13 protein-coding genes and 1 pseudogene are annotated in these 15,949 nt (G+C 43.6%); 4 read left to right on the top strand and 10 right to left on the bottom strand.

Annotation, left to right across the window (positions count from 1 at the left end):
• Window position 1: 1 nt before the first annotated feature.
• Both miaB and NWP17_RS17265 read right to left on the bottom strand, forming a co-directional pair.
• The gene (gene miaB, locus NWP17_RS17270; protein ID WP_280656108.1) at window positions 2–1,363 is read right to left on the bottom strand and encodes a tRNA (N6-isopentenyl adenosine(37)-C2)-methylthiotransferase MiaB; all 1,362 of its coding nucleotides are present in this window, start codon (window positions 1,361–1,363) and stop codon (window positions 2–4) included.
• A 156-nt stretch (window positions 1,364–1,519) separates the two neighbouring features.
• A complete protein-coding gene (locus NWP17_RS17265; protein WP_280656107.1) occupies window positions 1,520–2,833 on the bottom strand; it encodes an energy transducer TonB in 1,314 nt (437 codons plus the stop codon).
• Window positions 2,834–3,021: 188 nt separating this feature from the next.
• On the opposite strand from NWP17_RS17265, the gene argZ reads away from it, so the two are divergent.
• Together argZ and NWP17_RS17255 are read left to right on the top strand one after the other, a co-directional pair.
• A complete protein-coding gene (gene argZ, locus NWP17_RS17260) occupies window positions 3,022–5,133 on the top strand; it encodes a bifunctional arginine dihydrolase/ornithine cyclodeaminase (protein ID WP_280656106.1) in 2,112 nt (703 codons plus the stop codon).
• Window positions 5,134–5,173: 40 nt separating this feature from the next.
• The gene (locus NWP17_RS17255; RefSeq protein WP_280656105.1) at window positions 5,174–5,668 is read left to right on the top strand and encodes a DUF2085 domain-containing protein; all 495 of its coding nucleotides are present in this window, start codon (window positions 5,174–5,176) and stop codon (window positions 5,666–5,668) included.
• A gap of 9 nt (window positions 5,669–5,677) precedes the next feature.
• Here the strand turns inward: NWP17_RS17255 and NWP17_RS17250 are convergent, their stop codons facing one another.
• A complete protein-coding gene (locus tag NWP17_RS17250; RefSeq protein ID WP_280656104.1) occupies window positions 5,678–7,465 on the bottom strand; it encodes an N-acetylmuramoyl-L-alanine amidase in 1,788 nt (595 codons plus the stop codon).
• A gap of 92 nt (window positions 7,466–7,557) precedes the next feature.
• On the opposite strand from NWP17_RS17250, the gene NWP17_RS17245 reads away from it, so the two are divergent.
• Together NWP17_RS17245 and NWP17_RS17240 are read left to right on the top strand one after the other, a co-directional pair.
• A complete protein-coding gene (locus tag NWP17_RS17245; protein ID WP_280656103.1) occupies window positions 7,558–9,195 on the top strand; it encodes a CTP synthase in 1,638 nt (545 codons plus the stop codon).
• 58 nt (window positions 9,196–9,253) lie between these two features.
• On the top strand, window positions 9,254–9,676 hold the full coding sequence (locus NWP17_RS17240; RefSeq protein WP_280656102.1) for a hypothetical protein: 423 nt from the start codon (window positions 9,254–9,256) through the stop codon (window positions 9,674–9,676).
• A gap of 99 nt (window positions 9,677–9,775) precedes the next feature.
• Here the strand turns inward: NWP17_RS17240 and NWP17_RS17235 are convergent, their stop codons facing one another.
• From NWP17_RS17235 to NWP17_RS17205, 7 genes and pseudogenes are all read right to left on the bottom strand, one after another.
• Window positions 9,776–10,696, bottom strand: a complete 921-nt coding sequence (locus NWP17_RS17235) for an ROK family protein (protein WP_280656101.1) — start codon at window positions 10,694–10,696, stop codon at window positions 9,776–9,778.
• A 66-nt stretch (window positions 10,697–10,762) separates the two neighbouring features.
• Window positions 10,763–10,966: a hypothetical protein gene (locus NWP17_RS17230; protein ID WP_280656100.1), complete on the bottom strand. Its 204-nt coding sequence runs from the start codon at window positions 10,964–10,966 to the stop codon at window positions 10,763–10,765.
• Window positions 10,967–11,023: 57 nt separating this feature from the next.
• Window positions 11,024–11,911 (bottom strand): ABC transporter permease, encoded by an 888-nt coding sequence (locus tag NWP17_RS17225; RefSeq protein WP_280656099.1) that lies wholly within the window; start codon window positions 11,909–11,911, stop codon window positions 11,024–11,026.
• 262 nt (window positions 11,912–12,173) lie between these two features.
• Window positions 12,174–13,682 (bottom strand): family 10 glycosylhydrolase, encoded by a 1,509-nt coding sequence (locus NWP17_RS17220; RefSeq protein ID WP_280656098.1) that lies wholly within the window; start codon window positions 13,680–13,682, stop codon window positions 12,174–12,176.
• 364 nt (window positions 13,683–14,046) lie between these two features.
• Window positions 14,047–14,445, bottom strand: a complete 399-nt coding sequence (psb27, locus tag NWP17_RS17215; RefSeq protein WP_280656097.1) for a photosystem II protein Psb27 — start codon at window positions 14,443–14,445, stop codon at window positions 14,047–14,049.
• Between the two features lie 68 nt (window positions 14,446–14,513).
• Complete coding sequence (gene cofH / locus NWP17_RS17210; RefSeq protein ID WP_280656096.1) at window positions 14,514–15,665, bottom strand: 7,8-didemethyl-8-hydroxy-5-deazariboflavin synthase subunit CofH; 1,152 nt, start codon at window positions 15,663–15,665, stop codon at window positions 14,514–14,516.
• 148 nt (window positions 15,666–15,813) lie between these two features.
• Window positions 15,814–15,949 (bottom strand): annotated as a pseudogene (locus tag NWP17_RS17205) (IS200/IS605 family transposase); the annotation flags it as partial.

Below are 15,949 nucleotides of genomic sequence, written 5' to 3'. Positions count from 1 at the left end.
TTTAAAATACAGCTTGCGGCACTTGTACTGGTTCACCAGTTAAGCTAAAGGCGCGAACTTCGGTAATTTTTACCTTGATTAACTGTCCTTTTAATTGATTAATGTCGCCGGTGAAGAAAGTCAAACGATTACCGCGAGTGCGTCCCATCACTTGAGTGAGATCTTTATAATTTTGGTCTTCTACTAAAACTTCTTCTATGCGTCCCATGTAACGCTGCGATCGCTCGGCTGCTTTAATATTGACTAAATGGTTTAATCTTTGCAAGCGATCGCTTTTCACTTCTTCACTCAGTTGGTTGGACCACAAAGCTGCTGGGGTTCCGGGACGGGGAGAATATGCTGCTGTATTTAACAAGTCAAAGCCAATATCTTCTACTAATTTCAAGGTATTTTCAAACTGAGCTTCTGTTTCTCCGGGAAAGCCCACAATTGCATCTCCACTAATAGACGCATCCGGCATATAGCGGCGAATTGTGTCAATTATCCGGCGATATTTCTCATGAGTATAACCCCGTGACATGGCTTTCAACACGTCATTATCACCTGATTGAAAGGGGATGTGAAAATGTTCACATACTTTAGGCAACTCAGTACAAGCTTTGATTAACCTTTCTGTGAAATAACGAGGGTGGCTAGTAGCAAATCTCAGCCGTTCAATTCCAGGGACATCATGTACATAATACAGTAAATCGGTGAAGTTATGCAGATGCCGACCTTCTGGGGTTGTACCCGGCAAATCTCTACCATAAGCATCAATGTTTTGACCTAAGAGAGTAATTTCCCTGTAACCTTGCTGTCCTAGTTGTTCCATTTCCTTGCGTATGGCTTCTGGGGTGCGGGACTGTTCTACACCGCGCACATTGGGAACCACACAATAGGTGCAGCGTTCGTTACAGCCATAAATTACATTTACCCAAGCAGTCACGGTGCTATCTCGTCGCGCCTGGGTGATATCTTCCAGAATGTGAACTGAATCAGTAGCTACAACTTGATTACCATCAAACACGGATGTTAGCAAATCTTTGAGCCGATTGGCGTGTTGGGGTCCCATCACTAAATCCAATTCTGGGACTCGTCGGAGTAGAGTTTCTCCCTCCTGCTGGGCGACACAACCAGCTACAATCAATGTTAACTGGGGTTGCTGGTGCTTGCGTTTAGCCTGTTTGCCGAGGTAAGAATACACTTTTTGTTCGGCATTATCGCGAATTGTGCAGGTATTGTAGAGAATTAAATCTGCCTGATTGGGATTTTCCGACCATTCAAAGCCCATGTCTTCTAAAATGCCAGCCATGCGCTCTGAGTCGGCTTTATTCATTTGACAACCGAAAGTAATGATGTGGTAACGGCGATTAGAAGTGGTCATGGGCGATTCATAAACTTTATTTCTATTCTATTAGAATATAGAGAAAAGCTACCTGATTGAGGAGGCGATTGCTTACGGCTGTGGCGAAGCCAATCGCCGGGATGGTTCAAGAGGTTAAAGTGCTGAACACCTGGCCGAACAAGTAGCGACCTATATTTACTCAGATGGAGAGGTTTGGCGACTGTTGCGTAATAAACTCCGCAACTTATTTTGACTAGAAGATGAGGTGTTAGCGGGAGATGCAGAAGTAGTGGTGGTTTGCTTGGTGGTTCGCTGACGGCGCACCCTGCGCAAAGACTCTCTTACATTTCCGGGAGTGGGAGGGGAAGTTTTTCTTGTGGATGATGAACCGGTGACAGTATTTTGTACTGGTGTAGTTGTTCGTCTGACTCTAGGTTTCTTGGTAGTGTTGGTAGCAGGAGTATTTGTATCAATTGTAGAATTGGGAGTAGATGTTGCTGTTTGGTGACTTCTTTTGCGTTGTTGGACTCGCTGGTGTCGGCGTGAACCTTGAAGGGCAAATTCAGTGGCTATTGATACTCCCTGTCTGCCACTCTCTGAGGGTTTTAACTTCCAGTTACGGGCTTGTCTTAAGGTTTCATCATCTAACCTGCTGTTACCACTAGAGCCAACAATCCGCACATTAGTAACATTACCTTGTGCGTCAGTATCGACAGCAACTTCTACCCTGCCTTCAATGCCTCGCCTTCTGGCAAACTCTGGATATTGGGCGTTGCACTGACTACAAGCAGCACGACCATTACCCGAACCCTTGGAATTACCGCTAGGGTTGTTATTTGGTGGTGTTTTAGTTTCTGGGTTGGTTTTGATTGGTGGAGGGGTGGGGGTAGTGGGGGCAACGGCTACAGGCGATGGCTCTAGTCTGGTATTATTAGTATTATTATTAGTAGTGGCACTTTCTTGAGTCACTCTAGAGTTTCTTAATCCACTTAAAGTTTCTCTCAGCTTTTCACTGCCTTGATTTGTCTGAGGAACCGTAATTGGTGATGTTGATAATTTTGAAGTCAAAATAGATTCTAAGTTAGCTACAGATTCTTGGGGTGGGGGAATTGCAGGTTGGGGGGGCTGAGGAACTGGGGAAGTTGCAACAGTCTTTACCTTTGGCTGCTGTTGGGGTGCTACAAGAGACGGAGTAATTTTTGGCTCTATTTTCGCCTGGGTGACTGGTGTTACTGTACTGGTGACGATTTTGGTAGGCTGGGATGTTTTAATTTTGGGGGGAATTATTGCTGGTGGTTTTTCCGCTTCCTCAACTTTCGGCTCTGTGGGATCTATAATTACTAACTCTATTGGTTCATATCTTTGTTTTGGCTCTGTCGTCAACCAACTACCGAGACCCGAAGACAATAGCCCTATGTGTAGGGCTAGGGAGCCAATTACACTGTAAATTAAGAAGGTCTTGACGGTTTCAACTTCTTGGGAGCGATATTCGACACCGGAAAAACTCATGGTTTATTGCTACCTATTCTCAGTTATTCAGTCATATTAACCCTTTTTTTTGATATAAGAAAAGTATTCCTTCCCCTTTAGGCGTGGGGAGTGTCAATAATCAATATTCCCTGCTATCAGCAAAATTAAACCCACAAAAAACTATCTTTGAAGTAGGCTTGTAGCATCTCAACTCTTATAGGATTGATATGACTTCCTTGATTCGTTTCTTAATGTGCGCCCCTGACCACTATGATGTGGATTATGTGATTAATCCCTGGATGGAAGGGAATATTCACAAGTCTTCACGCGATCGCGCGGTGGAACAGTGGGAACAACTCTACCACATCCTGAAACAACACGCCATTGTGGATTTAGTAACGCCTCAGAAGGGTTGGCCTGATATGGTGTTTACTGCTAATGCAGGCTTAGTATTGGGAGAAAATGTTGTCTTGAGTCGATTTCTGCATAAAGAACGTCAGGGAGAAGAACCTTTCTTTAAAAATTGGTTTGAAGAAAACGGTTACACGGTTCATTTGTTACCAAAAGACTTACCTTTTGAAGGTGCGGGGGATGCACTTTTAGACCGGGAAGGACGTTGGTTATGGGCTGGATATGGCTTTCGCTCAGAATTAGATTCTCACCCTTATTTGGCTAAATGGCTAGATATTGAGGTGCTATCCCTGCGCTTAATTGATGAGCGTTTCTATCACCTTGATACTTGCTTCTGTCCTTTAGCTAACGGCTATTTATTGTATTATCCAGGCGCTTTTGATGCTTATTCTAACCGCTTAATAGAAATGCGAGTTGCACCAGAAAAGCGGATAGCTATTCAAGAAGCTGATGCTGTTAACTTTGCTTGTAACACAGTTAATGTGGAAAGTATTGTGATTATGAACAAAGCCAGCAATGCTTTAAAAGCACGCTTAACAGATGTTGGTTTCCGAGTCGTGGAAACACCTTTAACAGAATTCCTCAAAGCAGGTGGGGCTGCTAAATGTTTGACACTGCGAGTTACAGAACCACTCCATCAAGAAATTCATGCGAATATCCCTGTACAAAGCCGTGTGATTCGGCTGGAAGGCCATTTGCTAGACTCTGGTTTAATTAACCGGGCATTAGACTTAATTGTGGATGGTGGGGGAAGTTTCCAAGTGATGAACTTCAACTTGGGGGAACAACGCCAAAGTACATCAGCTGCTGAGGTGCGGGTTTCGGCTCCTTCTCATGAAGTGATGGAAGAAATCATCTCTCAGTTAATTGATTTGGGGGCGGTGGATTTGCCCCAAAATGAACGAGATGCTAAATTACAGCCTGTACTTCAAGCTGGAGTGGCTCCTGATGATTTCTATGTTAGTACTATCTATCCTACCGAAGTGCGGATTAACGGGCAGTGGGTGAAAGTAGAGAATCAGCGCATGGATGGGGCGATCGCTATTACTCAAACTGCCGATGGTTTTATTGCCAGGTGTAAAATTCTTCGGGATTTAGAAGTCAATGACTTAGTAGTTGTGGATGTGCAAGGTATCCGTACAATCCGGAAAACCGAATACCGAGAAAATCGAGCTTCTCAAGAATTTAGCTTTATGTCATCGGGGGTTTCCAGCGAAAGGCGTGTGGAAATTGTAGTAGAACAAGTGGCTTGGGAACTACGTAAAATTAGGGATGCAGGAGGTAAGGTAGTTGTTACCGCAGGTCCTGTGGTGATTCACACGGGGGGCGGTGAACATTTGGCGCGACTAATTCGCGAGGGATATGTACAGGCGCTGTTGGGTGGTAATGCCATCGCAGTACACGACATTGAGCAAAATATTATGGGAACCTCCCTGGGTGTGGATATGAAGCGGGGTGTGGCTGTCCGTGGTGGACATCGCCATCACCTCAAAGCCATTAATACTGTGCGGCGTTATGGCAGCATTGCCAAGGCGGTGGAAGCGGGAGTAATTAACAGTGGTGTCATGTATGAATGTGTGACCAATAACGTTCATTTTAGTTTGGCTGGTTCTATTCGCGATGATGGTCCTTTACCTGATACGCAAATGAACTTGATTCAAGCACAGGAGGAATACGCCAAATTGATTGAGGGTGCGGAGATGATCTTGATGCTATCTAGTATGCTGCACTCCATTGGCGTGGGGAATATGACTCCTGCTGGGGTGAAAATGGTCTGTGTGGATATTAATCCAGCTGTAGTTACTAAGTTAAGCGATCGCGGTTCTGTGGAATCGGTGGGCGTGGTGACTGATGTGGGTTTGTTCCTCAGTCTGTTGATTCAGCAGTTGGATAAGTTGACAAGTCCCTATGTTGCTAATGTAGGTTAAGAATTGTTGCACGCAGAGGCGCAAGGGCGCAGAGAAAAAAATGGGTAGAGTAGTTTTTCAGCAAGATTTACAGGTTAATTGGGTGAGTTTTACAACTGATTTCCTGTTATTGGGGATGGTTGTTGGCCCCCCAATTGCTCCTTTTTTGGCTGCGTCTCATGTGTCTCTGCTAGGCAGAATTGCGGAGATTATTTATTTTTTGGGTAATCATGTCTGCCCGCAGCCTGATATGGGTTTGGATTTAGCACCCCCGTTTATTATGGCTGTGTGTATGCGTTGCTATGGTACTGTTACGGGGTTGTTAGTTACTCGGTTGTTATATGGAGTAACTGGTGGTAAAGGTTTTTATTGGTTAAGTCAATATGGCTGGAATGGTGCAGCATTGGCCAGCGTGTTGATGATGGCTTATCCTTTGGAGTTAGCGGCTCAGGTTTTTGGTTTGTGGAGTTTTCATAATTATTTGGTGACACCTTTTGGCTTAATTACTGGTTTGGCTTGGGGGTTATTCACTATGCCAATTTTTCACTCCTCATGATCCTCAAAGTCATTGAGAAATCTTAAACCACTCAACCACACCCTCAGCTAAAACCCTGGCTAACTTTTGCTGTTGTTGAGGATTTGTCAACCATTCAAACTCTTGGGGATTAATCATAAAACCCAACTCCAATAAAACTGATGGCGCAGCATGGGGACGAGTTAAGGCTAAATTATTCCAAAACACCCCATAGTCAGGTCTATTCAGCTTATTTACTAGATACTTTTGGATAAATACAGCCAGGCTATGGGCTTGGGGATGATACCAAAAAGTACCGATTCCCATAGTATTCTCAGCGTCACCACTATCAGGTAAAGCGTTGTAATGTATGGAAAAAGCGATGGTCGGTTCTTCTTGATGTATCATGGCCATGCGATCGCCTAAAGAAACCTCAACATCAGTATCTCTGGTCATAACCACTGTAGCGCCTTGCTTGACTAATTCATCCCGGAATAACTTAGACACAACTAAATTAACTTCTTTTTCTAAATATCCAGTTGGTCCGGCTGCACCTGATTCTTTGCCACCATGTCCGGGATCGAGTAAAATCTTGATACCAGATAGGGGTTTTTGTCTTTGCCGTTTCATTTGTGGCGGATGACGTAAAGTTAAAACCAGGGTTGTATCGTTGTATCTCAGCTTATATCCCCACTGTTGAGATTTTTTCAGGTTAAAAGTGTATTGCACTTGTCCTGGGGTTATCTGCTGCCAATCTAAACGAGAAATCAAAGGATCATCATCCAGGCGAATTGTGTCTGTTTGGGCTGTGGTGTTGTACAGTGTAAGGGTGAAATTATCATCCCTCTGTTGTATACTCACGGGTACGGGAACTTGTAGGGGGAAAACTATCTCGGTGGCACCCAAAACTCGGCGATATCCCACACTGCGGATAGTTGTGCTGGTACTAACGCCTGTTAAAACGCGAGTTTCCCTACTATTAATCCAACCGCCATAGTCTAGGCGCAACCATTCACCTTCACTACCTGTAATTGATGCCCGTGTCCTTTGGGGAAGTGGAGTGAGTCGAGAATAATCAGTACTTGGACCGGTACGGGCTACCCCTGCATCTACTACCACCTCAGCCACTTGCAAGTTTGCGGGGGAGAGGATTTTAATTTTGCCGTCTCCTGGTTGAGTGATGGTCTCGCCCTTGAGTGTCAGTTTAAATTCTGGACTGCCCAAATCTACGCTGTGGGAAACAGGTGGTTTAATGGTGGTGCAACCCTCATACTGTCCTGGGATAGACTGGGCAGTGGGTTGGTTTTGTCCTGTAAGTGCTGCTAAGTTACTAAGTAGATTTACCTGTTGACCCTGGGGGGCAAGGGCAATGGTTTGATCAGCTAGTTTCACAGATACACTGGCATTAGGGGGTGCAATAGCGCTAAAACAAATTAACTCTCCCGGTAGTCTGGCAATGTCAACTGCTGGAGTCAGAGAATTTTTGGCAAAGGCTAACCCTTGAGGTAACTCAGGCTGTGTTTCCAGCCTTGTAACTTCAATTTTTAGTTCTTGGTTTTGGTGACTTACGGTAAAAATATTTTTTCCCAACTGCAAGGGAAAACTTGGCGCAAAATGTCCGGACTGACTACGTTTAATTGCCTTACTATTGATGAGAACCTGTCCATCTGGGGGCGCTGTGCCAATAAAAAAGATTTTTTTCGCCCTGGTCTGGTGGTTGTTTGGAGGATAAACAATCAAAAGTGATTTTGTCGGGGGTAGGGTACCAATTTCTGCCCATGCTACTACAGAGGAGGTAACAATTAAGGCTAGTATTACTAATCCTAGAAGTTTTTTCACGATAACAGCAAAGATGATTTCACCACAGCCACTGTGGCACAAGAACGGGATGTTTTTTCAGAAGTTGCTCAAAATTCAAATTACTATACACTATGACTAAGTTTATCTTTGTAACTGGAGGTGTCGTTTCCAGTATTGGTAAGGGTATTGTCGCAGCTAGTCTGGGACGGTTACTCAAATCACGCAATTATTCGGTGTCGATTTTGAAACTAGACCCTTATATTAATATCGACCCAGGGACAATGAGTCCTTTTCAGCATGGGGAAGTTTTCGTGACTGAAGATGGGGCAGAAACGGATTTAGACTTGGGGCATTATGAACGCTTTACTGATACCTCCATGTCGCGGTTAAACAGTGTCACCACTGGCTCGATTTACCAAGCGGTAATTAATAAAGAGCGCCGCGGAGATTATAATGGTGGTACTGTACAGGTTATACCTCATATTACCAACGAAATTAAAGAGCGTATTTTACGTGTTGCCGAAAGTACCGAACCTGCGGTATTAATTACGGAAATCGGCGGCACTGTGGGAGATATTGAATCACTGCCGTTTTTGGAAGCTATTCGCCAATTACGGAAAGAAGTAGGACGGGGAAATGTGTTGTATATGCACGTTACTCTGGTTCCGTGGATAGCTTCCGCAGGGGAAATGAAAACTAAACCAACACAGCATTCTGTCAAGGAATTAAGATCCATTGGTATTCAACCAGATATTTTAGTCTGTCGGTGCGATCGCCCCTTGCCTCTGGGATTAAAAAACAAGTTGTCGGAATTTTGTGATGTTCCGGAGGAATGTGTAATCACTGCCCAAGATGCTGGCAGTATTTATGAAGTACCCCTGATTGTAGAACGGGAAGGACTGGCAGAACAAACATTAGATTTGCTGCAAATGGAACAACGCCAACCCGATTTGGTGCAGTGGGAAACTATGGTCAACCGCTTATACAGTCCTAAATACACTGTGGAAATTGCCATTGTGGGTAAATATGTACGGTTAAGTGATGCGTATCTCTCCGTGGTAGAGGCGCTGCGTCATGCTGCCATTGCTACCCATGGGGATTTGCGTTTGCGCTGGGTGAATTCAGAGGAATTAGAAACCCAACCAGCAGAAACTTATTTAGCAGGTGTGGACGGGATATTAGTACCCGGAGGTTTTGGTATTCGGGGGGTAGATGGCAAAATTTCTGCGATAAAATATGCCCGCGATCGCCAAATTCCCTTCCTGGGTTTATGTTTAGGGATGCAGTGTTCTGTGATTGAATGGGCAAGAAATGTACAGGGATTAGTCGGTGCTAACAGTGCTGAGTTTGACCCGGAAACCAAGCACCCTGTGATTAACTTATTGCCAGAACAACAGAATGTGGTTGATTTGGGCGGAACCATGCGATTAGGACTCTATCCTTGTCATCTTGCTCCTCATACCTTAGCTGCCAATCTTTATCAACAAGAGGTAGTAGACGAACGCCATCGACATCGGTATGAGTTTAACAACACTTATCGTGATATGTTATTGAAATCTGGCTATGTTATTAGTGGAACTTCCCCAGATGGGCGTTTGGTGGAAATCGTCGAACTGCCTCAACATCCCTTCTTTTTAGCCTGTCAATTTCATCCGGAGTTTCATTCACGTCCTAGCAGTCCCCATCCTTTATTTACAGGATTTATGGAAGCCGCAATTAACCGGAGTCATCCCATGTCTAACTTACCAACACCAGTAGAGGTTTCTTAACAAGATTTACTGATTTGTAGGGTGCATCATTCATAAATTTAAAACTCAAGGAGATGTTGTGGCGTACTGGGTGAAAATCCTTTACGATAGGAAAAAATATGTAGTCAATTTTGACCGTGTTAATGTTTTTTGTTATGAAAGCAACGGCAGGATTACCTTTTGGTTACCTGATTCCGCTATTCCCATTGTCCTGAATCGCCAGAATAATTTAGAAGACTATGAGGAACTGCTAGAACATATAAAATATCTCACTGGGTTAGAACTAGAGAACCCCCACTGGATCAAGATTATTGATGAACGCAAGGAATATATAATTAATCTCACCTGCATTAGTTCTTTTTGCCAAGAAGCTAATGGTAGGCTCACATTTTGGTTACCTGATGCTAGTATCCCGATTATTATCAATCCCCTCAGCAATCCGGAATGTTATCAGAAAGTTCTAAGATTTGTGGAAAAATCAACCGGATATTCTTTATTTTAAATTATCAACTTGGCTAGACTATACTTAACAGTTGCTGTAATTCCAATTGCCGTTCTATTCTGGAAAATTAGTATTTGTATTTAGTTGCAAGCCAAAATTTTATGTTCCCTGTTCCTGGTTCCCTCTATTGTGACTAATAACTAATGATGCCAATTTAGCAGCACCCACCATTCCCGCCCAATTACCCAACTGTGCCGGTAGAATTTGTAGACGAAAACGAGATGTGGGCATCACTCGCTGCTCAATTTCTGCTTTAAGTGCGGGAAGAAAAAACTTAAAGCTGCCACTAACACCACCACCAATAATAACGGCTTCTGGTGTTAACACGTAAATTAAGCTGGCTAAACCAACGCCCAAATCTCTACCATATTCTTGCCAAAAAGTCAATGCTGACTGATCTCCTGCGGCAGCCAGTGCGCCCAATTCGGCGGGTTCTTTACCTGTGCGGCGACGAATTGCCTTAATTGAAGCATACTGTTCTAAGGAGCCTGAATTACCACTATTACACCAAGGTCCGTCGGGGTTTAAGGTAATTAAACCGAGTTCTCCAGCTGCGCCTTCATGTCCCACAAACAGTTGGCCATTGAGAATAATTGCACCACCAACACCAGTCCCCAAAGTTAATAAAATCAGATTTTGAAAAGGCTTACCAGCACCCAACCAAGTTTCTGCTAACCCGGCACAGTTGGCATCGTTAGCAATAACAGTTGGTTTACCTGTTTTCGCTTCTAACCAGTCTGCTAAAGGTACATTGCGCCATTCTGGTAAATTAATGGCAATTTGGGCAATACGTCCGGTTTTATCAGCGGGTCCAGGAGTACCTACACCAATGGCTACAGCTTGATTATACGGATCAACTTGGGCGATGGCATCCACCATAACAGCTAAAACTGCTTCTGGTGTCGATGGTTGGGGAGTTGCCACAGTGAGGGACTGTAGACAAGTACCATCGGGGTTAAATCGTCCCAGCTTAATCGCTGTTCCCCCCACATCAATACCAATTAATTGTGAATTAACCACCTGGAAATATACCAAACACATCTCATGGAATTAATGCCTACAGAAGCGCCCCATATATGTATTAATTTAGCTATTGTGGGTTTTATCGGCCAAAAACTTTGAGTTTTTGGTTTTCTCGGTCGCCCCTGGGGAACTTATCACGATAGCTGAATGGAAACTGGATGGTTTATGTCGAGATGTAATAGGTGTACCCTGTAACAAGCCAGACAAGGCCACGGATAGCATAAATCCGCCGGTAGCAGCTGCAATTAAAGAAATATTATCTTTCACTCTAGTCTGTGTGTAGTCGGTTCAAAAATATTTAGACGAGAAAACCATCAATAGGATTCAATGATTTTTGATTTCTCTATTTTGTCGCCGTAATCGAGGATTGACAAACTCATTTAGTCCTTCCCCAAGTAGTGATAACCCCACTACCATCAATGTCATTGCTAAACCGGGGAAAAGAGTAGTCCACCAAATGCCTGTGGGTAGGGCTTCTAAGGCTTGTCTCAGGTCGTGTCCCCATTCTGGCACTTCTTCTGGAAGTCCTAGCCCCAAAAAGCCTAAACCACCCAAAACTAAAATTGCATCTGCTGCATTGAGGGTAAATAATACGGGTACGCTTTGAATCACATTAAAAAATAGATAGCGAGACAGGACTACCCAAGTGGAAGCACCCAAAGCTTGAGCCGCTTGAATAAATACTTCTGTTTTAACGCTGACTGTGTGATTACGGACAAGACGATAATATTGGGGAATGTAGGCAATGCTAATGGCTATGGCTGCATTCAAAATTCCTCGCCCCACGACAAAAGCCAGTGTCACCGAGAGTAATAACCCTGGTAAGGTGTAGATACTATCCATTATAAACAGCAGTACCTGGTCTAATTTACCCCCCAGATACCCACTTACCATGCCTAAAGGTACACCAATAATCATACTCATGGTAGTAGCTAAAATTACTACTTTTATGGCAGCCTGGGAACCAAACACAGTGCGGGAAAATACATCATGTCCCAACCGACTCGTACCAAACCAGTATTCAGCTGATGGTGGTGCTTGAATAGGGTTAGAAAGAAACTCTCGCTCGTTTTGTAACCATCCCCAAGCTTGGAACAAAGGAGCGAAAAATGCCAAAAACAGAAAAAATAAGGTAATGGCTATGCCAATGAGCATTAGTTTTTGGGACAAGCGGGAATTTTGGGCAAAATGTACAAGTCTGGAAATAGCCATAAGCGATCGCCTGCATAAAGCAAGATAGTATAGGATGGGGTGATATGCTGGTTTGTAGTGAGGACTTTAATCGTCGTCTTATCAGTTGACTACTCTGTTAAGCAAATTCCCTGATGATATATCAAAAATTTTAGCTCCTCCCTACCTGATTAAGGGTAATTAGGGGTCGTCTACGAATGTCTAAATTTATCATTTAAAACTTTTCCAAGAACCCCTAATCTTAAATTACCCAGATTGCCAGCCAACTACTATAAATCATATTCTACCGAACACGGCAGAACTTGCGCTGGTTATCATGTTCTGGTTCTTGCCAAGAATAGGCAAAATGGCTGACTCCTGCTAGTTGGGGGGCAAATTGTCGCAGGGCTTGCATTTGTGCTTCTAGCGATGGACGATTGCTCATTGATTTTCCCCAAGTTCCGGCCAAGGCTGGGATAATTTTTGTTCCCGGTGGTGCTGACTGCAAAACTCTTTTTACTTCGTCCACAATGCAAATAGCATTACCACAGGTTGCATAGGACATGGGATGCCATTGTAAAGAACTAGGAAACCTATCCCAAGGCTGTAAACGAGAATCATACCCCTGCCCTAAAGTTTGATTACCATATGGGAAAAATACTGCCCCTGATGGTATGCCTTGTTGCTGGGCTGGGTAAGCTGCTAAAGCGACAAAATCTAAAATACCCTGCATGGCGTGGGCAACTGCTAATTGCCACAGTTGTAATTGTAACAGTCGTTGTCTGTCATCTGCTGATGAAATTGACTTTGGCTCCGGTGGAGGAATGCGGCCTTGCCACATGGGTTCATTTTCATTGGGGTAAAGCTGATCAACTTCGTTGATATCTCCTGCTGATACGTATCCTTTACCCAAAAAACGCTTGATTAGTTCTAATGCTTTGTTATTCTGGGCGCGGCGATACAAGGCTTGTTGAGTGGCTGGACTAAATAGCCATAGGTCTGAGACTTTGGTGGCTATAGAATCACTACCTGCTTGTCGGGGATAGCGCACATAGTCAAACAGCATTCCATCAGGGCGACGACGTACTACTTCCAGCACCATTTGATAGTAGTCCTGTTTTGCTTGTAGGTTATAGGGGTCAATGAATACTTGAGAATTATTATCAGTGACATACAAGCTGGTTTGACCCTTGCCATTACGAGCTAGGGCTTCTTGGCGATCTGGACGTTGGGCGTAGGTGTAGCCAAAATTTTTAGTGAACATCCAGGCGTAAACTTTTAAACCACGTTCCCGCCCTTTTTGAATAGCTGTAGCTAGTAAATCAACGTTTTCCGCTCCTGGGGTGCGAATTACAGAAGTCCACACTGTGGGGTTAGCTGCTGCTGGTAATAATACTTGCCCGTCATAAAATACTTCTAGATAAACTTGGTTGTAGCCACGGTTGACAATGCGATCCATAACTTGGTCAATTGCTCCTGGCTGTAGGTCACAGGGATATAAACGTAACCATACAGCTTGGACTTCTGGCCAGGTGCGATCGCGGCAATTTTGTAAATCCTGTGCGTGTTGTTTTACTAGTTGTTGGTAGCGTTTTTGAGCATCTTCATTGCCTTGAAGGGCTGATAAACGTAAGCTTTCTTTGGTTTTTGCTGCTGCTGGTGATAGTTGACAATAATCTGTTACTTGCGCTTGTGCTGCTTGGTTTAAATTACCAGAAATTAACAAACTACTGGTAAAAACTGTAGTAAATAGACCGCGCCAAAATCGGCAAAATAGAATTGTTCTAGCCAGATTAAAAGGAAAATTAGACATAGCTAACAGTAGAAGCACAAATCTGTGATTAACTCAAATACAAATTGTTTTCAATTACAGGTATCAAAAATGCTAGTCAATAACCGACTAACCCACGGTTTTGTACCCTACTTGTTGGAGACTGTCAAAGTTTTATTTCTGTTGCCAGATTTTGTGATCAATTTTGCCCATGAACTGAACAAAAAAACCAACTTGATCTATTTTTCTTGTAGTTTATAGGTAATCTTAGAGTATATTAGAAATCAACTAAAGCTGTTCTAGAAGGATGAGCTTCTAATCCCATTTTTTTCGTCAGGAGCCATAAGTCGAGAGTGAAAACTGATCACTCTGGACTTTTGACCCTTAACGATAGAATAGCCGGTGGTTAAGCTCCACGTCTGAGCGCTGCTTCTACCCGTTGCAATTCTTCCTCTAGGCGATTTTTAAGCTTTTGGGGTACGGGACGATTTGGGTATGAACTGTAGTGACCAGCTAGGGAGTTGAGGGCTGTTCGCATAGTTGTAAAGGAACTGAGATTAGAAACAGAATTATCCCGTTGGTAGCGAGCAGAAAAATCATTGATTTTTTGACGTGCTTCTGCTTGAATAGCGGCTTTATTGGGTGAATCTGGTGTTAAATCCAGAGCTTGTTTCATAATATTGACTACAGCCAAGGTATCTTGACGATAATCCCCGGTTAAACTGTCTGGACTGCCAGAACAGCCCATCAGACCAATGGTGACAACTAAAACCAAAGCTAGTAAACGTGACCAATAGCGCTTCATATTTTTTCAATGAATAATACATAAATCAAGGTCTATCCTATCTTGGATTGGTGTCTTGGGGATCATTTCTATAGTGACTGATAACCAATGACTCTGTGATATAAAGTATCTCTTTGTTGGTAGGGTCTCCCTATGGAAGCGATCGCACTTTGGAGGGTTTCTACTTCCATACAAGTACCACCCACAGCCCCTGCCATGGTGGTAATATGTTCTTCCATTAATGTACCCCCTATATCGTTGCAACCCCAAGTTAAAGCTTGAGTAGCACCATTTAGTCCGACTTTCACCCAACTTGGTTGATGGTTTGGTATCCAATTTCCTAAATAAATCCGCGCCACAGCCGTTAGTAATAAAGCATCATGGAGGACTGGTTGATCGCGTCCCACCCGACGACGTAATGATTTAGGTGCTTCTTTGCCTACAAATGGTAAGATAATAAACTCAGTAATAGACCCAGGATATTCTTGATTAATGGCGGTTTTTTGCAGCGATCGCAATTTTTCCAAATGCCCAATAATTTGTTCTGGGGTTTCAATATGCCCGGATAATATAGTGCTAGTGGTGGGTAAACCTAATTGGTGAGCGGTACTGACAATTTTTAGCCAAGTTTCTGTATTGATTTTCTCTGGACATAGTATGCGCCTGACTTGATCATCTAACACCTCTGCTGCTGTTCCTGGCATAGAGTCTACACCAGCATCCCGCAAAGCAGCAATTACATCAGCGTATTCAATGCCATCAACTCTGGCGATAAATTGCACTTCCTGGGGAGAGAAAGCGTGTAGATGTATTTGGGGAAATCCCCCCTTGATAGTTTCCACTAACTTGAGGTAGTAATATAAGGATTTGCCGTTAATTTGTGCTTGTGGGTTTAATCCCCCCTGCATACAGATTTCCGTTGCTCCTCTGTGTACTGCGTCTGTGGATTTTTCCAGAATTTGGGACCAATCTAACCAGTAAGCGCCTGCATCTCCGTCATCCCGACGGAAAGCGCAAAAACTACAGTGTTGCTCACAAATATTAGTAAAGTTGATGTTGCGGTTAATTACATAAGTTACCGTGTCGCCTGCTTGACTGTGGCGCATGTGGTCGGCTGTAGTACGAATAGCGGCGATGGCTTGTGGATCAGATTGTTTTAATAATATCACTCCATCGGCCGGGGATAAATCGTAGCCCAAAAGGGCATGATTCAAAATACTATCAACAGATTTAGAGAGCATCAGTGATAACTACGTTACTCTTAACTATTTGGGCAGAAATTCTCGCTGGGGTATTCCTCCATTCACTCACAAAAGTGAGTCTCACTGCCATAAATAAAAACTATTTTTTAATCATTTATCTAAAAAATGGGTTGAAAACCCCATCGTTCTAGGACGGCTTTTCTTGATTCTGGATATATTTCTTCAGCACCTGAAGTGGCGCAGCACCAACAGACGGCAGAAAGTAACTAGGACTCCTAAGAGCTTGCTTCCCATAGGGTTTAGGAAATCCACCTTGACCGTAT

The sequence above is a fragment of the Chrysosporum bergii ANA360D genome (genome assembly GCF_029891735.1).
GTDB lineage: Bacteria > Cyanobacteriota > Cyanobacteriia > Cyanobacteriales > Nostocaceae > Umezakia > Umezakia bergii.
This window is presented reverse-complemented; position numbering and strand designations above follow the sequence as displayed.